Source organism: Sagittula sp. S175, assembly GCF_049800975.1.
Taxonomy (GTDB): Bacteria; Pseudomonadota; Alphaproteobacteria; order Rhodobacterales; family Rhodobacteraceae; genus Sagittula.
Genome location: NZ_JBNAGB010000007.1, coordinates 205,623 through 230,154, shown reverse-complemented (window position 1 = coordinate 230,154; position 24,532 = coordinate 205,623). Strand labels below are relative to the sequence as shown.

The 24,532-nt window shown below is 64.9% G+C and carries 21 protein-coding genes; 11 read left to right on the top strand and 10 right to left on the bottom strand.

The features are described 5' to 3' along the window. Positions 1-19: 19 nt before the first annotated feature. From glgB to ACP16H_RS11560, 5 genes are all read right to left on the bottom strand, one after another. Positions 20-2,212 carry a 1,4-alpha-glucan branching protein GlgB gene (gene glgB / locus ACP16H_RS11580; protein ID WP_425072449.1) on the bottom strand — a complete coding sequence of 731 codons (2,193 nt, stop codon included), beginning with the start codon at positions 2,210-2,212 and terminating at the stop codon, positions 20-22. Continuing rightward, entirely contained in the window at positions 2,209-4,584 is a 2,376-nt protein-coding gene (locus ACP16H_RS11575) for a glycogen/starch/alpha-glucan phosphorylase (RefSeq protein WP_425072448.1), read from the bottom strand. Before ACP16H_RS11575 ends, glgB begins: the two co-directional genes overlap by 4 nt. 225 nt (positions 4,585-4,809) lie before the next feature. Then, on the bottom strand, positions 4,810-5,610 hold the full coding sequence (locus ACP16H_RS11570; RefSeq protein WP_425072447.1) for an ATP-binding cassette domain-containing protein: 801 nt from the start codon (positions 5,608-5,610) through the stop codon (positions 4,810-4,812). Continuing rightward, on the bottom strand, positions 5,607-6,677 hold the full coding sequence (locus ACP16H_RS11565; protein ID WP_425072446.1) for an ABC transporter permease: 1,071 nt from the start codon (positions 6,675-6,677) through the stop codon (positions 5,607-5,609). The genes ACP16H_RS11570 and ACP16H_RS11565 overlap by 4 nt, the downstream gene beginning before the upstream one ends. A gap of 130 nt (positions 6,678-6,807) precedes the next feature. Then, a complete protein-coding gene (locus tag ACP16H_RS11560; protein ID WP_425072445.1) occupies positions 6,808-7,836 on the bottom strand; it encodes a sugar ABC transporter substrate-binding protein in 1,029 nt (342 codons plus the stop codon). A gap of 265 nt (positions 7,837-8,101) precedes the next feature. Between ACP16H_RS11560 and ACP16H_RS11555 the strand changes: the two genes are divergently transcribed. Continuing rightward, positions 8,102-9,325, top strand: a complete 1,224-nt coding sequence (locus ACP16H_RS11555; RefSeq protein WP_425072444.1) for an ROK family transcriptional regulator — start codon at positions 8,102-8,104, stop codon at positions 9,323-9,325. 2 nt (positions 9,326-9,327) lie between these two features. Here the strand turns inward: ACP16H_RS11555 and ACP16H_RS11550 are convergent, their stop codons facing one another. Next, the gene (locus ACP16H_RS11550) at positions 9,328-10,362 is read right to left on the bottom strand and encodes a LacI family DNA-binding transcriptional regulator (protein WP_425072443.1); all 1,035 of its coding nucleotides are present in this window, start codon (positions 10,360-10,362) and stop codon (positions 9,328-9,330) included. Between the two features lie 160 nt (positions 10,363-10,522). Here ACP16H_RS11550 and ACP16H_RS11545 point away from each other — a divergent pair, with 160 nt between their 5' ends. Further along, positions 10,523-11,542, top strand: coding sequence for a sterol desaturase family protein (locus ACP16H_RS11545; protein WP_425072442.1), 1,020 nt, complete (start codon positions 10,523-10,525; stop codon positions 11,540-11,542). A gap of 4 nt (positions 11,543-11,546) precedes the next feature. On the opposite strand, the gene ACP16H_RS11540 is transcribed toward ACP16H_RS11545, so the two are convergent. Beyond that, positions 11,547-12,557 (bottom strand): LacI family DNA-binding transcriptional regulator, encoded by a 1,011-nt coding sequence (locus ACP16H_RS11540; RefSeq protein ID WP_425072441.1) that lies wholly within the window; start codon positions 12,555-12,557, stop codon positions 11,547-11,549. Between the two features lie 383 nt (positions 12,558-12,940). On the opposite strand from ACP16H_RS11540, the gene ACP16H_RS11535 reads away from it, so the two are divergent. From ACP16H_RS11535 to ACP16H_RS11500, 8 genes are all read left to right on the top strand, one after another. After that, the gene (locus ACP16H_RS11535; RefSeq protein ID WP_425072440.1) at positions 12,941-13,894 is read left to right on the top strand and encodes a substrate-binding domain-containing protein; all 954 of its coding nucleotides are present in this window, start codon (positions 12,941-12,943) and stop codon (positions 13,892-13,894) included. A gap of 61 nt (positions 13,895-13,955) precedes the next feature. After that, positions 13,956-15,044, top strand: a complete 1,089-nt coding sequence (locus tag ACP16H_RS11530) for an ABC transporter permease (RefSeq protein ID WP_425072439.1) — start codon at positions 13,956-13,958, stop codon at positions 15,042-15,044. Position 15,045: 1 nt separating this feature from the next. After that, positions 15,046-15,864, top strand: a complete 819-nt coding sequence (locus tag ACP16H_RS11525; protein WP_425072438.1) for an ATP-binding cassette domain-containing protein — start codon at positions 15,046-15,048, stop codon at positions 15,862-15,864. A gap of 91 nt (positions 15,865-15,955) precedes the next feature. Then, complete coding sequence (locus tag ACP16H_RS11520; RefSeq protein WP_425072437.1) at positions 15,956-16,978, top strand: Gfo/Idh/MocA family protein; 1,023 nt, start codon at positions 15,956-15,958, stop codon at positions 16,976-16,978. Continuing rightward, positions 16,975-17,934, top strand: a complete 960-nt coding sequence (locus tag ACP16H_RS11515; RefSeq protein ID WP_425072436.1) for a sugar phosphate isomerase/epimerase family protein — start codon at positions 16,975-16,977, stop codon at positions 17,932-17,934. Before ACP16H_RS11520 ends, ACP16H_RS11515 begins: the two co-directional genes overlap by 4 nt. 3 nt (positions 17,935-17,937) lie before the next feature. After that, positions 17,938-18,966 carry a Gfo/Idh/MocA family protein gene (locus ACP16H_RS11510; RefSeq protein ID WP_425072435.1) on the top strand — a complete coding sequence of 343 codons (1,029 nt, stop codon included), beginning with the start codon at positions 17,938-17,940 and terminating at the stop codon, positions 18,964-18,966. Between the two features lie 22 nt (positions 18,967-18,988). Continuing rightward, positions 18,989-19,297, top strand: coding sequence for a MocE family 2Fe-2S type ferredoxin (locus tag ACP16H_RS11505; protein ID WP_425072434.1), 309 nt, complete (start codon positions 18,989-18,991; stop codon positions 19,295-19,297). A 55-nt stretch (positions 19,298-19,352) separates the two neighbouring features. Continuing rightward, on the top strand, positions 19,353-20,135 hold the full coding sequence (locus tag ACP16H_RS11500; protein WP_425072433.1) for a 3-methyl-2-oxobutanoate hydroxymethyltransferase: 783 nt from the start codon (positions 19,353-19,355) through the stop codon (positions 20,133-20,135). Between the two features lie 132 nt (positions 20,136-20,267). On the opposite strand, the gene ACP16H_RS11495 is transcribed toward ACP16H_RS11500, so the two are convergent. From ACP16H_RS11495 to ACP16H_RS11485, 3 genes are read right to left on the bottom strand one after another with little or no spacing between them, the layout of a single operon-like run. Then, a complete protein-coding gene (locus ACP16H_RS11495; RefSeq protein ID WP_425072432.1) occupies positions 20,268-21,299 on the bottom strand; it encodes an ABC transporter substrate-binding protein in 1,032 nt (343 codons plus the stop codon). Beyond that, a complete protein-coding gene (locus tag ACP16H_RS11490) occupies positions 21,296-22,663 on the bottom strand; it encodes a sensor histidine kinase (protein ID WP_425072431.1) in 1,368 nt (455 codons plus the stop codon). Before ACP16H_RS11490 ends, ACP16H_RS11495 begins: the two co-directional genes overlap by 4 nt. Then, on the bottom strand, positions 22,656-23,327 hold the full coding sequence (locus tag ACP16H_RS11485; protein WP_425072430.1) for a response regulator transcription factor: 672 nt from the start codon (positions 23,325-23,327) through the stop codon (positions 22,656-22,658). Before ACP16H_RS11485 ends, ACP16H_RS11490 begins: the two co-directional genes overlap by 8 nt. 205 nt (positions 23,328-23,532) lie before the next feature. Here ACP16H_RS11485 and ACP16H_RS11480 point away from each other — a divergent pair, with 205 nt between their 5' ends. Beyond that, positions 23,533-24,507 carry a Bug family tripartite tricarboxylate transporter substrate binding protein gene (locus ACP16H_RS11480; RefSeq protein WP_425072429.1) on the top strand — a complete coding sequence of 325 codons (975 nt, stop codon included), beginning with the start codon at positions 23,533-23,535 and terminating at the stop codon, positions 24,505-24,507. The last annotated feature ends 25 nt before the right edge of the window (positions 24,508-24,532 follow it).

Sequence of the window (24,532 nt, the reverse complement as noted above, 5' to 3'; positions counted from 1 at the left end):
TTCTGGGTCGTGCTCCGGCTCACCCTCCAGAGCGTGTGAAGACCACGCAGGCCAAGGGCGGCACGGTGATCTCGATCGAATGGTCCAGCCCGTGGGCCGGAACCTCGTCGGCGGTGCGTCCGCCGTGGTTGCCCTGACCGCTGCCGCCGTAGACGGGCGCATCGGTGTTCAGGCGTTCATCCCAATGGCCTGCCTGCGGCACGCCGATCCTGTAGCCGTGACGTGTCACGGGTGTGAAATTCGCAACCACCAGTGCGGGTTCCGCATCTTTTGCATGGCGGGTCCAGACAAAGATCGAGTCGTTCGCATTGCCGCCATCGACCCATTTGAACCCCTCCGGCTCCGAGCAGCATTGATGCAGCGCAGGTGTCTCGCGGTAGAGGTGGTTCAGGTCGCGGATCAGGCTCTGGACGCCCCGGTGGGTGTCGTAGTCCAGCAGGTGCCAGTCCAGCGAAGCCTCGTGGTTCCATTCGGCCCATTGCGCGAATTCGCAGCCCATGAACAACAGCTTGCGCCCCGGATGCGTCCACATGAAGCCGTAGTAGGCCCGCAGGTTCGCGAACTTCTGCCAGTCGTCGCCCGGCATCTTGCGGATCATGCTGCCCTTGCCGTGCACCACTTCGTCGTGGCTGATCGGCAGGATGAAATTCTCGGTGAAGGCGTAGTGCAGCCCGAAGGTCATCTTGTCGTGGTGGTATTTCCGGTTGATCGGGTCCTCGGCCATGTAGCGCAGGGTGTCGTTCATCCACCCCATGTTCCACTTGTAGCCAAAGCCCAGCCCGCCCGCGTCGGTGGGCGCGCTGACCCCCGGAAAGGCGGTCGATTCCTCGGCCACGGTCATCACGTCCGGCTGCGCGGCGTAGACCTGTTCGTTCATCGCCCGCATGAAAGCGATGGCCTCGAGGTTCTCGCGCCCGCCGTGGATGTTGGGCACCCACTCGCCGTCCTTGCGCGAATAATCGCGGTAGAGCATGGAGGCCACCGCATCCACGCGCAGCCCGTCGAGGCGGTATTCCTCCAGCCAGAATTTCGCGTTCGCCACGAGGTAGTTCAGCACCTCGGCGCGGCCGTAGTTGTAGACGAGCGTGTTCCAGTCGGGGTGATAGCCTTCCTTCGGGTCGGCGTGTTCGTACAGCGCCGTTCCGTCAAAGCGCCCCAGCCCGTGCGGGTCGGTCGGGAAATGCCCCGGCACCCAGTCGATCAGCACGCCCAATCCCGCCTGATGCGCGGCGTCGATCAGGTGACGGAAATCATCCGGGGTGCCAAAGCGGCTGGTCGGCGCGTACATCCCGATGGGCTGATACCCCCATGATCCGCCAAAGGGATATTCGGAGATCGGCGTCAGCTCGATATGGGTAAAGCCCAAGTCTTTTGCATAAGGCACCAGCGTGTCCGCCAGCTCGCGGTAGGTCAGGGGGCGGTTGCCGTCCTCCGGCACGCGCCGCCAGCTTTCCAGGTGTACCTCGTAGATGGACATCGGGGCGTCGATGCGATGCGCCGCGCCGCGCCGGGCGATCCAGCCTGCGTCGTTCCACTGGTACTGGTCCAGCCGCCGCACGACGGACGCCGTCTTTGGCGGCAGTTCCGCGCCAAAGCCCACCGGGTCCGCCTTCAGCGGCTGGACCGCGCCATGCGGGTCCACGACCTCGTACTTATAGGCCACGCCCTCGCCGATGCCGGGCAGGAAGATCTCGTGCACCCCGGTCGCGCCCCGCCGCCGCATCACGTGCCGCCGCCCGTCCCAGCCGTTGAAATCCCCCACCACGGACACGCGCCGCGCGTTCGGGGCCCAGACGGCGAAATGCGTGCCCTGCACACCGCCATGATCCATCACATGCGCGCCGAGCGCCTTCCAAAGCTGGCCATGGGTGCCTTCACCCAGCAGGTATTCGTCGATCTCGCCCAGCACCGGGCCAAAGCCATAAGGGTCTTCCTCGATCCACTCGGCTTCGCCCTCACTCATGCGCAACTGGTAGGGAAACCACTTCTTGCGGCGCGGGATCGCCCCGGCAAAGACCCCCTCGCGCACCCGCTCCAACCCGGCGACCTTGCGCCCGGTCTTGCGGTCGATCAGTTCCACCGTCGCCACGCCGGGCCGGAACACGCGGGCCACCAGAGTGCCGCCCACCTCGTGCAGGCCCAGCACGGAAAACGGGTCGTGATGCTGCCCCGCAAGGAGGCGGGACAGGTCTTGGTCGTCGATCAAGGTCATTCGGCCGCCTCCGCGGCGTCGAGGTGCGAGGACACGCCCCAAATATCGGACGCATATCCCCGGATCGTCCGGTCGGACGAGAAGAAGCCCATCGACGCCGTGTTCGTCAGCGCCATGGCCGCCCAGTTGCGCGGATGCTTGAACGCCTCGTCGGCGCGGCGCTGGGTGTCGAAGTAGGTGTCGAAGTCGCATGTCACGAGGAAATAATCGCTGTCATACAGCATTCCGACAAGCCCGTGATAGCGCCCCGGGTCCTGCGGGCAGAACCGGCCTTCGAAGATCAGGCGCAGCACCTCTTGCAGGCGGGGCGAGGCGTTGATGGCGGCGCGGGCATAGCCGTGGTGCTGGCGGCGCTCCATCACCTGCTCGGCGGTCAGGCCAAAGAGGAAGAAGTTCTCATACCCGACATGATCGCGGATTTCGACGTTCGCACCGTCCAGCGTGCCGATGGTCAGCGCGCCGTTGAGGGCGAACTTCATGTTGCCGGTGCCGCTGGCCTCCTTGCCCGCCGTGGAAATCTGCTCCGACAGGTCGGCGGCGGGGATGAGGATTTCCGCCATGGTGACGTTGTAGTTGGGCGGATAGACGACCTTCAGCAGGTCCTTCGTCGCCGGGTCGTTGTTGATGACCTGCGCCACGTCGTTGATAAGGCGGATGATCTCCTTCGCGGTGTGATACCCCGGCGCGGCCTTGCCGCCGAAGATCTTCACCCGAGGCGTCCAGTCGACGTTCGGATGCGCCTTCATGTCCATCCACAGCGCGATGGTTTCCAGCACGTTCATCAGCTGGCGCTTGTACTCGTGGATGCGCTTGATCTGCACGTCGAACATGGCGTCGGGGTTGACCTCGATGCCCATGGTCGCGCCGATCCAGTTCGACAGGCGCTCCTTGTTCACGCGCTTTGCCGCCATGAACGCCTGCTTGAAGGCCGCGTCGCCGGACCGTCCCTTCAGCCGCGTCAACTGGTCCAGATCGGTGATCCAGCCCTCGCCGATGGTCTCGGTGATCAGACCCGACAGCGCCGGGTTGCAGGTGTGCAGCCAGCGGCGCTGCGTGATGCCGTTGGTCTGGTTGATGATGCGCTGCGGGTGCAGGCGGTGCAGGTCGGCAAAGACGGTCTTTTTCACCAGTTCGGTATGCAGTGCCGAGACGCCATTGACCTTGTGCGCCATGATGAAGGCGAGTTCGCCCATCTGCACGTTGCCATGGTCCAGGATGCGCGGGGAATCCGGGAAACGCCGCTGATGCTCGCCCTCGATCTGGCGGATGATCTCCAGATGGCGCGGCAGGACACGACCAAACAGCCACTCGGGCCAGCGTTCCAGAGCCTCAGGCAACAAGGTGTGGTTGGTGTAGCCAAGACACTTGCGGGCCAGCGCCACCGCCTCGTCAAAATGCAGCCCGTGGTCGTCCACCAGCACGCGGATCAGTTCCGGCCCGGCGATGGCCGGGTGGGTGTCATTCAGCTGGATCGCGGCGGCGTCGGGCAGGCTGCGGATGTCTCCATGGTCCGACAAGAAGCGCCGGATCAGGTCCTGAATCGACGCGGCGGTAAAGAAATACTCCTGCTTCAGACGCAGTTCCTTGCCGGTCTCCGTGGTGTCATCGGGGTACAGCACGCGGCAGATCGTGCGCGCCAGCGCCTCGGACCGCGAGGCAGCAAGGTAATCCCCACGGTTGAACGACGCGAGGTCAAAGACCTTCACCGGCTGCGCCGCCCACAGGCGCAGCGTGTTGCCCCAACGGCCCTTCCAGCCAATGATCGGCGTGTCAAAGGCCGTGGCGATCACGGTTTCGCCCGCGTGCCAATGCGCCTTGCCGTCATGGTGCTCGACATGCCCGCCAAAGCGGATCGGATACTGTACCTCGGGGCGCTCGAATTCCCAGACGTGGTCCTGTTGCAGCCATGTCTCGGGGCGCTCGACCTGCTGGCCCTCGACGAAATCCTGCTCGAACAGACCGTGCTCGTAGCGGATGCCATAGCCCATCGCCGGAATGCCCAGCGTCGCCAGCGAGTCCATGAAGCATGCCGCCAACCGGCCCAGACCGCCGTTGCCCAGCGCCGCGTCCGGCTCGTCCTTAACGATCAGGTCGTAGTCCTGCCCCAGCTCGGCCAGCGCCGCGCGCGCTTCCTCGACCAGCCCGAGGTTGCAGGCCATGTCCTCCACCAGCCGCCCGATGAGGAATTCCATCGACAGGTAATACACGCGCTTGGCCTTGTCGTTATAGGCGGCCTGCGTCGACGGAATCCAGTGATCCACCATCCGGTCCCGCAGCGCGTTCGACAGCGCCATGCGCCAGTCGTAGATCGAGGAATGCGCGGCGTCCTTCCCCAGCCCGTAGCGAAGGTGGCGCAGGATATCGTCTTTCATGGGGAAGCCCTCGGCGTGGGTGGTCGTCGCTTCATTCAACACTAGCACGATGCGGCGACAAGTCAGACGGCCACGATGATACCGCTAACATCTGCGCTACGCCTGCGTTTGAGGCAAGTATTCTGCCGAATACACAGGCAAATGCCCGGAATGGTGGTCGATGTGCCACAATATTGGGCGCTCTGTCCAAAAGGCAAAGGCCCGGATCGCTCCGGGCCAGCCATGTCACGCCACCTTCGGCGTAAGTTGCTGTTCTTCCACCGGCGGCGGCTCCATCGCGCCGGTCATGATCGCCACGGCGTCGGACATGGTGATGCTCCTCGGGTCCACCACCGCGTGACGCTTGCCCAGGCGATGGATATGCACCCGGTCCGCCACCTCGAAGACATGCGGCATGTTGTGCGAGATCAGGATGATCGGGATGCCCTTGGCCCGCACGTCCTGGATCAGCTCCAGCACGCGGCGGCTTTCCTTCACCCCCAGCGCGGCGGTGGGTTCGTCCATGATGATGAACTTCTTGGCAAAGGCCGCAGCGCGGGCCACCGCAACGCCCTGCCGCTGACCACCGGACAGCGTCTCCACCGCCTGGTTGATCGACTGCACCGTCATCAGGCCCAGCTCCGTCAGCTTCTCGCGGGCGAAATCCTCCATCCGCTTCTTGTCCAGCTGTCGGAACACCGACCCCATGAACCCCGGTTTGCGCAATTCGCGCCCGGCGAACATGTTGTCCGCGATGGACAGCGCGGGCGACAGGGCCAGTTGCTGATAGACGATCTCGATCCCCATGTCGCGGGCATCCAGCGGCGAGGAGAAATGCACCGGCTTGCCCTCGATCTTGATCGACCCCTCGTCCGGCTGCACCGCGCCGCAGATCGCCTTCACGATGGAGGACTTTCCCGCGCCGTTGTCGCCGATCACGGCCAGCACTTCGCCCGGAAACAGGTCGAAATCGGCGTGGTCGATGGCGGTGACATGGCCGTATCGCTTGACGATATTGCGGCCTTCCACAACAGGTTGAATGCTCATGCCGATGCCTTTCGTATCCACTGGTCCACGGCCACGGCGCCGATGATGAGCACGCCGATCAGCAGGTAGGTCCATTGCGCATCCGCGCCCAGCAGGCGCAGCCCCAAGGTGAACACCCCCACGATCAGCGCGCCGAACAGCGACCCCATGACCGCACCGCGCCCGCCGAACAGCGAGATACCCCCGATCACGACAGCGGTGATCGATTCAATATTGGCCAGCTGGCCCGACGTCGGAGACACCGACCCGATCCGGCCAATCAGGGCCCAGCCGGCAAAGGCGCAGATCAGCCCCGAGGCGGCATAGACGGAAATCAGCACCTTGTTGGCCTTGATCCCCGACAGCTCGGCGGCTTCCTTGTCGTCGCCCACGGCATAGACATGGCGTCCCCAGGCAGTCTGGTTCAGGATGTAGGCCACGATGATGAACAGCAGCAACATGAAGACCGCGCCATAGGTCAGCCGTGCGCTGCCCACCGTGATGACGGATCCAAAGAACTGAAGCAGCGGGGCCTCGGCCTCGATGTCCTGACTGCGGATCGTCTCGTTTGCGGAATACAGGAAGTTGGTCGCCAGAACGATCTGCCACATGCCCAGCGTCACGATGAAGGGCGGCAGCTTGACCTTGGCCACCAGCCAGCCGTTCAGCGCACCGATGGCCGTGCCGACCGCCAGACCCGCGGCAATCGACATCGGGGCAGGGATGCCGTAGCGAAAGGTGAACTGCCCCATCACGACCGACGACAACACCATGATCGCGCCGACCGACAGGTCGATGCCCGCCGTCAGGATCACCAGCGATTGCGCCACCGCAACGATGCCGACGATCTGCACCTGCTGCAGGATCAGCGTCAGCGCGAAGGGCGAAAAGAACTTGGACCCGAGAAGCGCGCCGAAAATGATGATCGACAGCACGAGCACGATCAGTGGAACCAGCGCGGGCGTCGAATGCAGCGCGCCCTGGATTCGTGGAACAAGACCTTTGCGCCGTTCGAATTCAGCGACCGAACTGGTGGCTTTCGACAACGACGACTCGAAGTCCTGCCCTTTCGAGGCAGTCTCGGACATTGGGGTTCCTCCCGGTATGGTGGGTGCGTCTTGGTGCGCGCTCTCGCTTCAGCCTAGGGCGACGGTGCGGCGCGCGTCCATGAAAAAAGGGGAAGGGGCGGCATGCGCCCCTTCCGGTATCAGGCGGGGATCAGCCCCAGCAGCGGTCGGTGCCTTCGGCAACGTCGATCGACTCGACGCCCTCGGCCGGTTGGTCGGTGACCAGCGAAACACCCGTGTCGAAGAAGTCCTTCCCTTCGGTCGGTGCGGGCTTGGTGCCATCCTTGGCCCAGGCTGCGATGGCCTCGATGCCCTTGGATGCCATCAGCAGCGGGTACTGCTGCGACGTCGCGCCGATGACGCCGTCCGCCACGTTCTTCACGCCCGGGCAGCCGCCGTCGACGGACACGATCAGCACGTCATTCTCACGGCCGATGGCCTTCAGCGCCTCATAGGCACCGGCAGCGGCAGGCTCGTTGATGGTGTAGACGACGTTGATCATCGGGTCCTTGGCAAGAAGGTTTTCCATCGCCTTGCGGCCACCTTCTTCGTTGCCTGCGGTCACGTCGTTGCCGACGATGCGCGGATCGGTTTCGTCGCCCCACTTGTTCGGATCGCCGAGGTCGATGCCAAAGCCCTGCAGGAAGCCCTGATCGCGCAGCACGCCCACGGTGGGCTGGCTGACGGCGAGGTCCAGCATGGCGATCTTGGCGTTGGCGGCCTCGTCGCCCAGCTTGGCGGCGGCCCACTTGCCGATCAGCTCACCGGCGAGGAAGTTGTCGGTGGCAAAGGTCGCGTCGGCGGCGTCGATCGGATCCAGCGGCGTGTCCAGCGCGATCACGACGAGGCCCGCGTCACGCGCCTGCTTCACCGCCGGAACGATGGACGAGGTGTCGGATGCGGTCAGCAGGATGCCCTTTGCACCGTCTGCGATGCAGGTCTCGATGGCCTGAACCTGAGTCTCGTGGTCGCCGTCCACCTTGCCGGCAAAGGTCTTCAGCTCGATGCCCAGCTCTTCGGCCTTGGCGGTCGCGCCTTCCTTCATCTTGACGAAGAACGGGTTGGTGTCGGTCTTGGTGATCAGGCAGGCGCTGACCGAGCCGTGGCTTTCGGCGGCTGCGGCGGATGCAAAGGCAGCGGTGGCCAGGGCAACAGCAGTGCCCGTCAGAAGCTTTTTCATGGTATCCTCCCAGTGAGTCGCGGGGCGATCTGCGCGACGCTTTTTGCCCAAGAACCACGCATGGCGGCCCCTCGTTAAAGAAAAGAACAGATTCGGGCCGGGGCTGTCAACAATAAATAAATCATGTGCATTTATTATTGACAGCCTGCCCGCATCTGGCCAACTGTTCGGGGCGAACAAGATGCGTGAAGGGCCGAAAAATCCTTCTGCGCCGCAGCGTTAGCACTGTGCTCGCGCAGCGAAACGGTCAAGGGACGGCCAGATCATGAAGAACGGACAGGGGCAGGCAGAAAGCGAAACATCGCTCGTGCTCGAAGGGGCGCGCGGGACGAACCAGTCGGGTGTGCGCGCCCACAATGAACGTCTTGTCCTGACGCTGGTCCGGCAAATGGGACCGCTGGCCAAGGCCGAAATCGCGCGCATGACCGGCCTGTCGGCGCAAACCGTCTCCGTCATCATGCGCGGCCTCGAGGCCGACGGACTTTTGCGAAAGGGAGAGCCCGTGCGCGGCAAGGTCGGCCAGCCCTCTGTGCCCATGAGCCTTGCTCAGGATGGCGCATTTTTTCTGGGACTGAAGGTCGGGCGCCGAAGCCTCGACCTGATCCTCACCGACTTTCATGGCAAGGTCGAAGGCAGGGTCTACCGCACCCACCGTTACCCCACGCCGGACAGCGTCGTGCAATTCGCCAACGAGTCGATTGCCGAACTGTTGGCCAAACTCGCCCCCGCGCAGCGCGCCCGCGTGGCGGGTCTTGGCATCGCCATCCCCTTTCGCCTGCATGACTGGGCCAGGCCGCTGGGCGTGAATCCCGAGGACATGCAGGACTGGAAGACGCGCGACATCGCCTCCGAAATCGCCGACGCCTGGGAGTTTCCCGTCTATCTGCGCAACGACGCCTCCGCCGCCTGCGGTGCGGAACTGGTGTTCGGGGATCAGAACCGCCCGCGCGATTTCCTCTATTTCTTCATCGGCTTCTTCGTCGGCGGCGGCATGGTGCTGGACAACACCCTCTACACGGGGCGCACCGGCAACGCCGCCGCGCTTGGCTCTCTGCCCATCGGCATCGACGGCAACAAGGTCCGCCAACTGGTCGATGTCGCCTCGCTCATCACGCTGGAGCAGCGCGTCACCGATGCGGGCATCGCCCCCGAGGCCATCTGGGACACGACCCAAAGCTGGCCCATCGACCGCGCGATCCTCGAGCCCTGGATGCAGGAAGCGGTGGACGGTCTCGCCTATGCGACCTTCTCGGCGGCCTGCATGATCGACTTCGAGGCGGTGATGATCGACGGCTGGGTGCCCGCCGATGTGCGTGCCGAACTGGTGCGCCGCACCCGCGTCCGTCTCGAGGAAATCAGCCTCCCCGGCATCGAAATCCCTGAGGTCCGTCCAGGCACCATCGGCCCAGACGCCCGCGCGCTGGGGGCCGCCAGCCTGCCGTTGTCGGACCGTTTCCTCGTGGACCGAAATGCGTTCCTGAAGGGCTGACCCTACAGGTTTTCGGGCGTGTAGATCTCGAAATTCAGCGTGACGTTCTGGGCACCTGCTGCCGGTCCGGCCCGCTTTGCCCGGATCAGCGTGTCCAATGTCTGTTGCGCCAACGCCTGAATGGGGTGCGAGATCACGAGGTCCAGCGTACCGTCGATCAGGGCGGCGCGGGTCACGTCCATCAGCTCGTAACCGATGGCCACGAATCCTTCGGGCCGGGCCGCGTCTCGCAGGGCTGAAATCGTGCCGGTGATGCCCCCGCCAGAGACGAAGAGCGCCCGGATGTCTGGGTGCTCTGCCAGCATCTGCTCCGTCATTTCGCGGGCGGCGGCGCTGTTCTCGAAGGTCAGTTTCGGCTCCAGCAGGGTGAAACCGCGCGGGTGCTCTCGGAAATAGCTGCGAAAGCCGCTCTCGTTCTGGTCCTGATTGCGATAGCGATGGTTGCCGACCAGAATACCGATCTCTCCGGGCGTGGGGCACATCCGGTCGATGGCCCATGCGGCGGTGCGTCCGACCTTGTAGTAATCCAGCCCGACGAATCCCACCGGCCCGCGTGCGGTCAGCGGCGTGATGAGCCCCACCACGGGAACCCCGTCCGCCAGCACCGCATCGATGGCTTCCGACACCAGCGGGTGCTCCGCGGCCACCAGGGCCACCGAATCGCATTTCGTGCCAAGGACATTCAGCCGCTCGGCCACGACGTTGGGCGTCAGATCCTCGAGGTATTCCAGCGTCAGTTCGATCCGACCGTCCAGATGTACCTGCGCAGCCTGCTCCAGTGCGCGCCCGAGGTCGGCGTAGAACGGCCGCCGCTTTTGCAAAAGCAACACGCCGAGCCGATGGATCTCGGCTTCGTTCCGTATGGAATGTTCAATGGAACCAAGGCCATAGAACCCGATCTCCTGCGCGGCACGCAGCACGCGCTGGCGGGTCGGTGCGCGCACCTTTCTCGCGTCATTGATGACGCGATTCACGGTTGAAATGGATACGCCCGCCGCCTCGGCAAGGTCGGGAATCGTTGGTCGTCTGCCCGGCATGTCCATTCAAAACGGTTCATTTCTTCAGTGCATTTTGGACTGAAATGAAGCGATTTTGTCCTCCTGATTTTGCCGAACTTGATTTGATCCGTGCCATCTCGTCAAGAAGAAGCCGTCCGCAGATGTATGGAAACCGGCGCGACGAGTTTGGGAGGCGTCGATGGACGACATGCAATACGGCACCCGCGACAAGCGCGGCAACTGGACGCCCAGCCGTCCGGTCCAGGTCGCCCCGATCTGGCATCGCCCCTTTGACCTGAAGAAGGTCCTAGCCTGGCTGCCATCCTATTTCTGGCCGTGGAACGCCTTCCACATGGCCACGGCGCTCTTGTGGGTGCTGGTACTGATCCCCTCGTGGGACAGCCTGCAAACCCTGTCTTTCGGCAATTACTTCTACCTCTACGCGCTGAACGCCGTGGGCATCATCGCCTTCTTCGGCCTGTTCGAATTCGTCTGGTACGTGAAGCGTCGGCAGGGCAACCGGTTCAAGTACAACCCTAAATTCCCCTCCGAGCATCCCTCGGACGTGTTCTGGTTCAAATCCCAGAACATCGACAACTTCATCCGCTCGGTCTTTGTCACCGTGCCGCTCTGGACCGTGGTCGAGATCGTGATGCTTTGGGCCTACGCCAACAGCTGGGCGGTCTGGCTGCCGTGGACGACCCATTGGCTGTGGCTGTCCTTCATCGTCCTGATCTGGCCCGCCGTGCACGAAACCTACTTCTTCTTCCTGCACCGTGCGATCCACTGGGGTCCGCTGTACAAGTACATCCACTCGGTGCACCACAACTCGATCAACCCGTCGCCCTACTCGTCGCTGTCGATGCACCCGGGCGAAGGTTTCCCCTACATGGCAGAGGCCTGGCTGCACCTGCTGATCCCGTCCAACCCGGTCTGCGCGTATTTCACGCTGCACCAGGTGGGCTTTGGGGCAATCAACGGCCACATCGGGTTCGAGCTGCTGGAAACCACCGAAAACCACGCCATCGAAAGCCACAGCTACCTGCACTACCTGCACCACAAGTATTTCGAGGTGAACTACGGCGGTGACGGCCTTGTCCCCCTCGATAAGCTGTTCGGCACATGGCACGACGGCACCAAGGAATCCGACGAGCGCATGAAGGCCCGGTTCAAGGCCAAGAAGGCCCGCGCCAACGCCAAGGCAACCCCGGCCGAGTGACCGCTCAGAGGTCGCAGTTGTAACGCGTGTGTACCAGAATGGACGAGGGCTGCGGGTCGGAACTCGCACCCTCGGCCCGTTGCAGGAACCACTGCGCCGCCTGTCCCAGTTCCCCCGCAAAATCATGCGAGATCACGTAGTCCATCACGCCCTGCTCCAGCAGCGCGCGCGAATGGGGAGTCAGCTCATGCCCGACGAAAATCGTGTCCCTTCCGGCGAACTCGTTCAGCGCCATGGCGACGCCCCGGTTGGCCCCCGCCACGTTGTAGACCGCATCGGGCAGACCGTTGGCATCGAAATGCGTGCGCAGCTGTTGCAGCGTGGTTTCGGGCCGGTCGTCCGAGATGACGCGCTCCTCGATCCGCAGATGCGGGAACTCGGCGCGCAGCACCCGGCGAAAACCCATCTCGCGTTCCTGCTGGCAGCGGAAGGTCTCGCTCATCATCAGCAGGATGCGGCTGCGGGTTCCGCCAAGGATTTGCCCGATGAGCTGCGCGGCGACACTTCCGGCGGCGTATTGGTCGTTGCCCACGTAGGCCGCGCGCCGGGCCGAGGGCAGGTCAGTCGTCAGGCAGACCACCGGCACGCCCATTCCGCCCAGCTTGCGCGCCGCGCGGTTGATCGCCGGATGTTCCCGCGCCACCAGCAGCACTCCATCCGCCGCAGCGCCCTCCTGTTCGATCTGGCGGGCAAAGGTGGTGGGGTTCATCTCGCTCGTCGGCACCATGTGCGGCGTCAGCAGCACGCCCGCGACGGTGCGGTTCACCTGCTCCGCCGCGCGCATCATCGCGTCGTTGAAACTGACCCCCGACTCGCAGAACAGCCGCAGGTCCAGCGTCTGCCGCGCCGCCCGTTCCAGCGTCAGCTTGTCGTAGGCGGCCATGACCGTCTGGCGGGTTTTCTCCTTCACCCCGGGCCGGTTGTTCAGCACCCGGTCGACCGAGGCCGTGCCGACCCCGGCCAGCGCCGCGATCTCGGGGATGGTTGGGCCTTTCCAATGGGTGGGGTCAGTCATGGCGTGTCCGTTTTGATGGTTTTGCAATCAATATGGATTGGCGGCGAAGATGCAACGAAAACCCATTATGCGCGTGCAAAGTGCTGCACGAACCACACTAAAATGATGCGTATCAAATCAAAAATATCTCGCGAGTCCGCTTCCCACACAGTGCCGCAATCGGGATAACATGTCGCAGAGTTGGAGGAGCAGCCGATCCCTTCCCGAGGAGCCGCGCAAGCGGGCGGAAGACCGGCCCGGACAGCCAAATCGCAAACCACTGCAGGACCGCAGGACCCGAGGTGTGTAACCCGCGCGCCACGGCCCGGCGAACCTGTTCCCGGGCCTTCGGGCCGCACCATGTCGATCCGCGCAAGCGCGGGTTTTCAGAGGAGGAAATCGACATGACCATCATCAAGACCATCGCCGCGGCTTCCGTTGCAGCCCTGCTGGCCACCGGCGCCGTTGCGCAGGACATCGCCGTCATCGCGGGCTCCGTCGAAGACGCCTTCATGGACAAGATCAAGAAGGGCGTGGACGACGCCACCGCCATGGTCGAAGCCAACGGCGGCACCGTGCAGTACCTGCGCACCCAGAACTACGAGAACTTCGGCCCCGACTTGGTGACGCTCATCAACCAGGCCGTCGCACAGGGCGTCGACGGCATCGCGATCCCCGTCTGGGTTCCGGACGCGCAGATCCCCGCGCTTCAGGCCGCGCGCGAGGCTGGCATCAAGATCATGCAGTACAATTCCGGTCTGCCCGTCATGGGTGACATCGGCGCGCTGAACTACTTCGGCTCGGACGAGTACGAAGCAGGCTTCGGCGGCGGCAAGTACCTCGCGGAAAAGGGTGCCAAGCACATCCTCTGCCACATCCAGGTCCCCGGTGCGATCAACCTCGAACAGCGCTGCAAAGGCGTGACCGACGGCGCAGCCGAAGCCGGTGCAAAGGTCACCGTACTGAACACCCCGGCGAACCTCGACGGCGACGTGACCGGCACCGCCGAGGCGCTGAAGGCCGAGTTCATCGGTGACTCGTCGATTGACGCAATGGTTTCCTGCGCCGACTTCGGCGCGGCGGCCGGTGCCAACGCGGTCGAGCAGACCGGCGCGAACATCATGGTTTCCGCCTTCGACTTCTCGCCCGCCTCGCTGGACCGCATCTCGGCAGGCACCCAGACCATGGCGATCGACCAGCAGCCCTACCTGCAGGGCTTCCTCGCGACCTCCATGTTGTTCGCCCACCTGAAGTTCGGCACCAACATCTCGACCAACCCGGTTCTGACCGGCCCGTCGATCATCGACGCGGACAACGTCGAAGCCGTCAAGGCAGGCGCGGCGCTGGGCGCACGCTGACCTCTCCCGCCCCCGGGTCCGTCCCGGGGGCATCCACCCTTCTCTCCCGGGGGCGACCGACATGACCGACACCACCACCAGCCAACCGGCGGAGAAATCCGCAGGCTCCGGCTTCTCCCTTCTCAGCCTCTTTCGCCGCCCCGAGGCGGGCGCGGCAGCGGGCTTCATCCTGATCTTCCTGTTCTTCAGCTGGTTCGGCTGGGACAAGAACTTCCTCACCGCGCTCGGCTCCTCCACCTGGCTGAACTTCGCGTCGAAGGTCGGCATCATTGCCATCCCCATCGGCTTCCTGATGATCGCGGGTGAACTCGACATCTCCATCGGTGCCGTGATCCCGGCGGGCGGCATCGTGCTGGCCCTCTCGGTCGAGACCTTCGGCTTCAACATCTGGGCGGGCTTTGCCCTGTCGCTGGCCGTTGCCGCCGCCATCGGCTACATCAACGGGATGCTCGTGACCCGCACGCAGGTGCCGTCGCTGATCGTGACCCTCGCGACGCTCTTCGTGATCGCGGGCCTCAACGCCTACCTGTCCAAGCAGATCGCGGGCACCACCCAGCACAGCCTGCCGGACGCCGGTGTCGTGTCGGAATTCATCCTCGGCGACTATCACTCGCTGGTGTTCGGCGAGAAGCCCGACGAATTCACCATCTTCCGCAGCCTGCAAAGCTCGTTCTTCCTGTGGATCATCTTTGCCATCGCCTGCTTCTACATCCTGCACGTCAGCCCATGGGGCAACTGGATCTTCGCCATGGGCGGCGATCAGGTCTCGGCCCGCAACGCCGGTATCCCGACCGAACGGCTGAAGATCGCGCTGTTCATGCTGTCAGCCATGGCCGCCGCGCTGGTGGGCATGACCGAAGCGGTCCTCGCCAACACAGCCTCGACCACCACGCAATTCGGCATGATCTTCAACACGATCATCTGCGTCGTGGTGGGGGGCGTGCTGCTGACTGGGGGTTTCGGCACCGTGACCGGCACCGTCTTCGGCACGCTGACCTTCGGCATCGTGTTCCAGGGCATCAACTTCACCACCTTCGACAAGGACCTGAACATGCTGTTCATCGGCGTCCTGCTGCTGGTGGCCGTGTTGATGAACGACACCTTCCGCAACCTCGCCACCTCCCTGTCGACCACGAAGAAGGGGAAGTGAGATGACCGCACCCGTCCTTGAAATGCGCAGCGTCGACAAGAGCTTTGGCCCCATCGACGTGCTCCACGAAATCTCGCTGAAGGTCCACGCGGGCGAGGTTCTCTGCCTGCTGGGCGACAACGGTGCGGGCAAGTCCACCCTCATCAAGACCCTCTCGGGCGTCCACGCCCCCACCCGCGGCGAGATGCTGATGGACGGCACGCCAGTCAGCTTCTCCAACCCGCGCGAGGCCCAAGGCGCAGGCATCGCCACCGTGCACCAGTTCGGCGGCACCTACCCGCTGATGTCCGTCGGGCGGAACTTCTTCGTCGGGCAGGAACCGACGAAGGGCTGGGGGCCGTTCAAGCGTTTCGACCGTGAAACGGCGAACAGGATCGCCGTGGAGGCCGTGCAGAACTTCGGCATCACCCGGATCACCGACGGCGACCGTCTGGTCGGCGGCCTGTCCGGCGGCGAGCGTCAGTCGCTGGCCATCGCCCGCGCGGTACACTTCGGCGCGCGCGTGCTGATCCTCGACGAACCGACCGCGGCGCTCGGCGTCAAGCAGGCCGCTCACGTCCTGCGCATCGTGAACGAGGCCAAGCGGCGCGGGCTGGCGGTGATCTTCATCACCCACCAGGTCATGCACGCCATGGCCGTGGGCGACCACTTTGCGGTTCTGATCCGGGGCGCCATCGCCGCCGACTTCCGCAAGGGCCAGAAATCGCGCGAAGAAATCGCCGACCTCATGGCCGGGGGTGAATCCATGGCCGACCTCGAGGCCTCCATCGAGGGCTACATGGAAACCCACGACGGACACGTGCCGCAGCCCGCCCACTGAGGGCTTTGAGAGAAAATCGCCGCGCGGGGCTTCCCAGATCGCGGACCGCACTCCACGGTTGCCACGCAGCAACCTTTGCAGAGAGACAGACATGACAATTCGTATTGCCGTCATCGGCGCAGGCATCATGGGCGCCGACCATGCCCGCATCGTGGCCGAGGACCTTCCCGGCGCGGTGCTGCAGGTGGTCTGCGACATGGACGCCGCCCGCGCCGCCAAGATCGCCGACCTCTACGGCGCGCAGTCCGCCACCGACCCCGAGGCCGTCATCGCCCGCGACGACGTGGACGCGGTCATCATCGCCTCGCCCGACTTCACCCACGCGCCGTTGTCGATGGCCTGCATCAAGGCCGGGAAAAAGGTCATGTGCGAAAAGCCCCTGTCGCAGTCCTCGGCCCAGTGCCTCGAGGTCATGCAGGCCGAGGAAGCCTCTGGCGAGAAGCATATCATGCTGGGCTTCATGCGCCGCTACGACCCTGCCTACCTGCAGATGCGCGCCGCGCTGCACGAGGGCAAGATCGGCCGCGCGCTGATGCTGCACAACTGGCACCGCAATGGCTCGACGCCCGCCGCGGATTTCACCGGGGCCATGGCGATCACCAACTCGGCCCCGCATGAATTCGACATCATGCGCTACCTGCTCTCGACCGAGATCCTGACCATCACGGCGACCCAGCCCAAGCGGTCCGACGACAAGGTCGCCCCGGTCGTCATGGTCCTGACCACCGCCGACAACCAGGTGGTGACGGTCGAGGTCAACAACAACGCCGCCTATGGCTATGACGTGAAGGCCGAGCTGGTAGGCGAGACCGGCTCCATCGGGACCAACCACGTCAGCTACACCCGACTGGACAAGGACGCGACCAAATCCATGGGCCACGACCCGGACTGGCGCGACCGCTACGCCGAGGCCTACCGCCAGCAGAACAAGGCCTTCCTCAAGTGGGTCAAGGGCGGCGACTATCCTGAACGCGCCTCGTCTTCGTGGGATGGCTACGCCGCCTCCGTCATCGCCGAAACCGGCGTGAAGGCGCTCGCTTCCGGCAATGCCGAACCCATCACCCTGACGACCAAGCCGGAGTTCTATTCGGCTCACAAAGGAGCCGATGCATGAAGTTGGGTTTCGTAACCGACAGCCTCGGCGGCATGTCCTTTGACGACGTTCTGAAGAACGCGCAGCGCATGGGCGTGCAGGGGCTGGAGATCAACACCTGTGGCTGGTCCACCGCGCCGCACTTCAAGCTGGCCGATATGCTGGGCAAGCCGGGCGCGCAAAAGGCCTATGCCGCGAAACTGGCCGACCACGGGCTCGAGATCATCAGCCTCAACGCCAACGGCAACCCGCTGCACCCCACCGACCCCAAGCAGGGCAACGACTTGCGCGACACCATCCGCGTCGCCGGTGAAATGGGGATCAAGAAGGTCTGCACCATGTCGGGCCTGCCCGCAGGCTCTGCCAAAGACGTGATGCCCAACTGGGTTGTCAGCAGCTGGCCGCCGGAAACCCAGACCATGCTCAAGTACCAGTGGGAAGAGAAACTCATCCCCTTCTGGACCGAGATCGTCGCGCTGGCCAAGGAAAACGGCGTCGAGCAGATCGCTCTCGAACTACACGGCAACCAGTGCGTCTACAACGTGCCCTCGCTGTTCAAACTGCGCGAGGCCGTCGGCCCCGTCATCGGCGCGAACCTCGACCCGTCGCACCTGTTCTGGATGGGGGCCGACCCCCTCATCGCCGCCGAGGCGCTGGGCGAGGCCGTCTACCACGTCCACGCCAAGGACACCTTCCTGAACGCGCCCAAGCAGGCCACCACCTCGCTGCTGGAAAACGGCTCGCTCATGGACATCCCGGCGCGCAGCTGGTCCTACATCACGCTCGGCTTCGGCCATGGCGAGGAATGGTGGCGGCAGTTCTGCTACCGCCTGAAGATGGGCGGCTACGACGGCTGGCTGTCGATCGAACACGAGGACGTTCTGCTCAACTCCCTCGAAGGGCTGGAGAAATCCGTCACCCTTCTGCAGAACGTCATGCCCGCCGCCGCGGCGGATTTCAAACCGCAGGAGATCTGAGACATGCTCAGGATCGGCGTGGTCGGCTATGGCACCGGGGGGCAGCACTTTCACGCCCCCTTCATTCAGGCGGCAGAAGGCTGTGAGCTGGCGGGTGTCGTCGCGCGTGCCGCGAAGACCGTGCAGAAGGTGAACAAGGATCTCCCCGATCAGCCGATCTATGCCTCGCTGACCGACATGATCGCGTCGGGAAAGGTCGACGCGGTCACCATCACCACCCCGCCGCAGACCCGGCGAAAGCTGGTGCTGGAGGCCATCGAGGCAGGCCTGCACGTCATCGCGGACAAACCCTTTGCCCCCGATGCCAATGGCGCCCGCGACCTGCGCGACGCTGCCGTGCAAAAGGGCGTGACGCTGGGTGTCTACCAGAACCGCCGTTATGACAGCGACATGCAGACCCTGCGCAAGGTCATTCAGGACGGGCGGCTTGGGGAAATCTGGCGCGTGCATTCGCGCATGGATTTCGACGATCCCGCCACGCTGGAGGCCGGGCCGGAGGGCGGTCTGCTGCGCGACCTCGGCTCTCACCTTGTCGACCAGATGGTCTACCTGCTGGGTCCTGTCACGACCGTGGATGCGCAGCTGGATCACGTCGATCTGGCCTCGGGGCGCACCGATGCGAGCTTCTCCATCACGCTGCGGCACGAAAGCGGCGCGCACTCGCATATCTCGGCGTCCAAGCTGAACCACTTCAACCAGCGCGAATTCCGCGCCTATGGCGACCTTGGCTCTTACGTCTCCCATTCGACGGATGTGCAGGCGCAGGCGATCTTTGCCGGGCAGCGCCCCGTCGACGATCCGGCCCACTGGGGCTTTGAGCCGGAAACCCACTGGGGCACCCTGCGCACCGCCGCCGGCGCGCAAAAGATCCCGTCCGAGCAGGGCCGCTACCACGACTACTACGCCGCCTTCGCGCAAGCTGTCCGCGACGGCACCCCGCCCCCCGTGCCCGCTGAATCCGGCGTTCAGACCCTTCGCATTCTCGACGCGGCCCGCCAGTCGGCGCGCGAGAACCGTTCCATCTCACTTTAAGACCTTCCAAGGGAGGATACCCATGGCCTGGACCAACGCATGTGGCATCGACGACGTCGACGCAGAGGACGTCATCCGTTTCGACGCCGGTGACCGCACCTTCATCATCGTCCGCGACCACGAGGACAACTATTTCTGCGCCGATGGCATCTGCACCCACGAAGAGGTGCACCTTGCCGACGGGCTGGTGGTCGAGGCCACCATCGAATGCCCGAAACACTCGTCGATCTTCGATTGCGCCACGGGAGAGGTGGAAACACCCCCGGCCTGCGAGAACCTCTGCACCTACCCGGTGAAGGTCGAAGACGGCCGCGTCTACGTCGACATCTGAGGAAACGCCCATGTCCATGTACCACAACCGCCCGCATGTGAACGACCTGCGCTAGATGAAGAAGAATGGAGACAAGATCTCCATGCTCTACGTCTCGACCCCGGACGAAGCCGCCGCCGCCAGTGCCGCGGGCATCCACATGCTGTCCATCGAGGGCCGTGTGTTCGACGCCGAAATGCGCGAGGCCGCTGGCGATTGCTTCGTCCAGGTCGGTCTGCCCTACGGCGGCTGGGGCGCGTTCAACGGGCGTCCTCTGGCCACCGCCGAGGACTACCTGCGCGCGGCCTTCCACTACGCCGCGCTGGGCGGCGACGCCTATTACTGCTCCGCCTCCTATGACATCCAGAAAGTCCTGTGCGACAACCACCTCGCCGTGGTCGGCCACATCGGCCTGATCCCCTCCTACATCACCTGGACCGGCTGGCGCGCCGTGGGCAAGACCGCCGACGAGGCACTTGCGCTGTGGAAGCACACCCAGATGCTGGAAAAGATCGGCGTCTTCGGCGCCGAGCTCGAGGTCGTGCCGGATCGCGTCGCCAAGTACCTGACCGAGAACTCCAGCCTGCTGATGCTGGGCATGGGCGCGGGTAAATACGCCGACGCGCAGTACCTCTTTACCGAGGACGTCTGCGGCTACGGCAAGAACCACAAGCCGCGTCACGGCAAGGTCTACGCAGACCTTGGCGCCAAGATGAAGGAACTTCAGGACGCGCGCATTCAGGCGTTCAAGGACTACAAGGCCGACGTGGACAACGGCGGCTACCCGGCGGCGGAATACACCGTCCCGATCAAGGACGAAGAGTTCGACGGTTTCATGCAAGGCGTCAGCCAAGGCTGAGACGCTTCCATGACGATGTCAGCCAAACCTGACAGGGCCTGACCCACCGTCCAGCGAACAGGCAAGGGCCGACCTCCTCCCCGGTCCGCGCCTGACCTGGGGGCCGCCTCCTCGCGGCCCCTTTTGTCGTTCCTATTCCCCGTCCACCCGGAACGCATCGGCATAAAGCGCGATCAACTGGGCGCGGCGGTGCGCATCCAGCGCCACCAACTGCGTCGGAGACAGCGGCACCGTGCGCCGCGCGCTGGGCAGCAGCCCGGTTTCCTCCGGCCCATCCCGCATCACCAGACCGATGTCGGCCAGCATCCCCTGTGCCTCTGGTCCCAGCAGGAATTCCAGCAGCCGCCCGGCAGCGTCCTTCTGCGCCGCATCGCGCGGGATCATCAGGCTGCGCGACAGGATCAGCGTGTAATCCTCGGGCAGGATGACGCCCACCGCCGGATCCATCTCGGCGGCGACATAGGACCCCAGTACGTTGTAGGCGATCAGGTAGCGCGCCTCGGCGACGCCACGGATGATCTCGGCGGAACAGCAGGTCGCCACGGCATCCACACGACTGAACCCTTCGAGCATGGCACCAAAGGTCGTGGCCTCCAGACTGTCGGAAAAGGCGAAAAGATACCCCAGCCCCGACGCCTCGATATCATAGGTCGCGATCCGCCCGCGCAACCGATCCGGCTCCGACCGCATCATGTCCAGCAGCGCAAAGCGCGAACGCGGGACGTCGGCGGCCTCCAGCGCCTGCTTGTTGTAGATGATGACGGCGGGTTCCTCGGTGATGCCCCACAGTTCGTCGCGCCAGCGTCGGGTGGCGGGCAGGGCGGCGGTGCGCGCCGACTGGTAGGGCGAGGCGCAGGCCACATTCACCAGCGCCACCATCTGTTGAACCGCAGACGACCACACCACGTCCGCCGAGGCCCATTCCCCCTCGCAGGCCGCGCGGCTGTTGGCGAACAACGCGTTCGACCCCCACTGTTCGTAAACCACCGTCAGGTCAGGGTTCTGCGCGGTAAAGCGGTCGATGACGGGCGCGATGATGGCGATGTCGGTGGTGGAGCGGACCAGCATCTCGGTCCCGCCGGTGCCGAAACGCGCCGCGTCCTCCTGCGCGGTGGCCATGGCGGCCATGCCCGCCCAGACCAGCAAACCCGCCAGCCACCTCATTGCGACACCTCCGGCAGAACCTCAGGCAACACCAGCGCCATACGGAACCCGCAGCCCAGGCGCTCCATCTCCATCCGGCCACCATAGGCGGCGGCCACGTCGCGCACGATGCTCAGCCCCAGCCCGGCGCTGTCCTCGCGCGAGGCGGTGGACCGCGCGAACCGCTCGCCCAGCCGCGCGGCAATCGCCGCGTCGGGGCCGGGACCGCTGTCCTGCACCCAAAGCCAGGCCTCCGCGCCGCGTGTATCGACCCCGATGGCGACTGGTGGCACGCCGTGCTTCAGAGCGTTGGAGAGCAGGTTCTTGGCCGCTTCGCCGACGCTGAATTCCTCGGCGTGGACCATCACCGGGTCTTCTCCGATCTCCAGCCGCACTTCGACACCCGGCGCCAGCAGCTCGTGATCGCGGGCATCCACGATATCCAGCGCCACCTCGCGCAGGTCCAGTGCGACACGCGGGGCGGAATCGGCGCGATGGGTCACAAGTGCCCGGCTCAGCAACTGGTCCAGCAGCACGCCCAGCGAGCGCGTCCGCCCCAACAACCGTTCCAGCCCGCGCGGGCTGGCCTCTTCCTGCAAGCCCTCGGCCTGCACCCGGATCGCGGCCACGGGCGTTCGCAGCTGGTGCGCCGTGTCCGAAATCAGGTTGCGCATGGCGTTCACCTGCCGGTCCAGCCGTCCCATGAAGTGATTGACCGACGCCACCATGACCCGCAGTTCACGCGGCAGGCCCTCGGTCGGCATGGGCGTCAGATCATAGGGATCGCGGGCGGACAGGCCACCGGACAGCGCCTCGAGCGGACGCACCGCCGAGCGTGTCACCAGCCACGCCATCCCCAGCAACGCCAGCCCCGCGAGGGCCATGGGCGCCAGTGCGTCCAGCATCAGCCCCACCGCCATGGTCTGCCGCGCGCGCAGGGTCTGGCCGACCACCACCGACACCTCGCCTGAAAACTCCCGCTCCGCGAACAGCCGCGTCACCCGGACAAAGCGCGCCGCCTCGCCCTGCATCGCCGCATCGAAATAGACCGTCCCGCGCGTGGGCGCATCCGGCTCGACCGATGCGCCCATCCCGGTCAGCAACTGCCCGCCCGGCCCGCGCACGGCGTAGTGAATCCGGTCATCGGGGGCCTGCGCCAGCAGTTCGAAGGCCGACACCGGCAGATCCACCACCGGCTGCCCGTCCAGCACGCGGATGGATTCGGCGATATCATTGGCCGCCCCCAGCAGCAGCCGGTCATAGGACTGCCGCGCCGCCGCCCGCCCGTTGATCCATGTGGAGGCCGCCACCAGCAACCCGCCCGCCAGCAGGATCAACAGCATCCCGCGCAGGACGCGGGCGGCGAGGGAGGGCGCCTCAGCCATCCAGTCCGATCCGGTAGCCCACGCCGCGTTGCGTAGTGATGGACACCGGGCTGCCCGCCAGTTTCTTGCGCAGGCGCGCCACATACAGCTCGATGGCGTTAACGCCCACGTCGGCGTCGTCAAAGCCGAAGAGCGAGTCATACAGCCGCTGTTTCGTCAGGAACTGGCCGGGATGGCGCATCAGCACGTCCAGCAGCGCCGCCTCGCGCCGGGTCAGGTCCAGCCGCGCCCCGTCGAGGAACGCCGCCTGCTCCGCCGGGGCATAACTCAACGGCCCCAGCGCGACCCTTTCGCCCTTCTGATCCGCCTCGCGGCGCACCAATGCACGCAGCCGCGCCTCCAGCTCGCGCTGGTCGAAGGGTTTGCCAAGGTAGTCATCCGCCCCCAGATCCAGCGCCGACACGCGGTCATCCACCGAAACCAGCGCCGTCAGCATCAACACCGGGGTGCGGTCCCCGCCCGCGCGGATCTCGCGCAGCAGCGACAGGCCGGACCCATCCGGCAGGTTGATGTCCAAAATCAGCGCGTCGTATTTCTGCACGGCGCGGAAATCGCGGGCGTCCTCGATGGTCGTCGCGTGATCGCAGACCACGCCGGACCGGGCCAGCCGGGCCACCACGCCCTCGGCCAGATCCACCGCGTCCTCGATCATCAGTACCCGCATCGCGCGTCTCCATCGGGTGGTGAGCCGCCTTTCACCCGCGCGGCGGCGCAAAAGGATGGCTGTCAGCGACCTGACAGGTTCGTGACAGGTTTCTTCGCTATGCCCTCTTCCTAACCCGCCACAAGGGAGGCTGCAAAGCGCAGTCGGATAGAGGCGGGCAATCCATGGCGGGACATACCCGCCTGTCCAAGAGGAGGAACACGAAATGTTCAAAACCACCCGCACCATGATCGCGGCCGCCGTGCTTGGCATGACCGCCGTCGCTGCATCCGCTCAGGAAAACCCCGAGTGCATCGCCCCCGCCAACCCGGGCGGCGGCTGGGACTTCACCTGCCGCCAGGTGGGCAAGTCCATGCAGGACCAGGGCCTCATCGACAAGACCATGCAGGTCGTCAACCTCGCCGGTGGCGGCGGTGGCGTGGCCTTCGCCGAAGTCGTGAACAAGCGCAATGACAGCAACGACCTGATCGTCGCCGCGTCTTCCGCGACCGCAACTCGTCTGGCGCAGGGCGCCTATCCGGGCAACACCATGGACCAGGTCCGCTGGCTGGCGTCGGTCGGCGCAGACTACGGCGTGATCGCGGTGTCCAAGGACAGCGCCGTCAACACGCTCCCCGAGCTGCTCGACCAGATCAAGAACGACCCGACCTCCGTGTCCGTCGCGGGCGGTTCCGCCGTCGGTGGCTGGGACCACCTGAAGGTCCTGATCGCCGCCAACGCCTATGGCATCGATGACGTGCGCGCCGTGAAATACATCGCCTTCGACGGTGGCGGCGAGGCCGTGACCCAGCTGCTGGCCGGTTCCGTTCAGGCCTTCACCGGTGACATCTCCGAAGCCAAGGGCTTCGTCGACTCCGGTGACATCAAGGTCATCGCCGTCCTCGCGCCCGAGCGTCTGTCCGGCGAATTCGCCGACTTCCCGACCGCCAAGGAGCAGGGCGTCGACGCCATCGGCGCCAACTGGCGCGGCTTCTACGCACCGGGCGGCATGAGCGACGAAGCCTACAACGCATGGGTCGAGAAGATCGGCACGCTCTACGCATCGGACGAGTGGAAAGAAGTCATGGCCGCCAACGGCCTTGCACCGCTGGACCTGCAGGGCGAGGCGTTCCAGTCCTTCGTGGCCGACTCGGTTGCTCAGATCGAAGCGATCTCCAAGGAAATCGGCATCATCAAGTAAGCGCGCCCACCGCGCTTGTTACGGG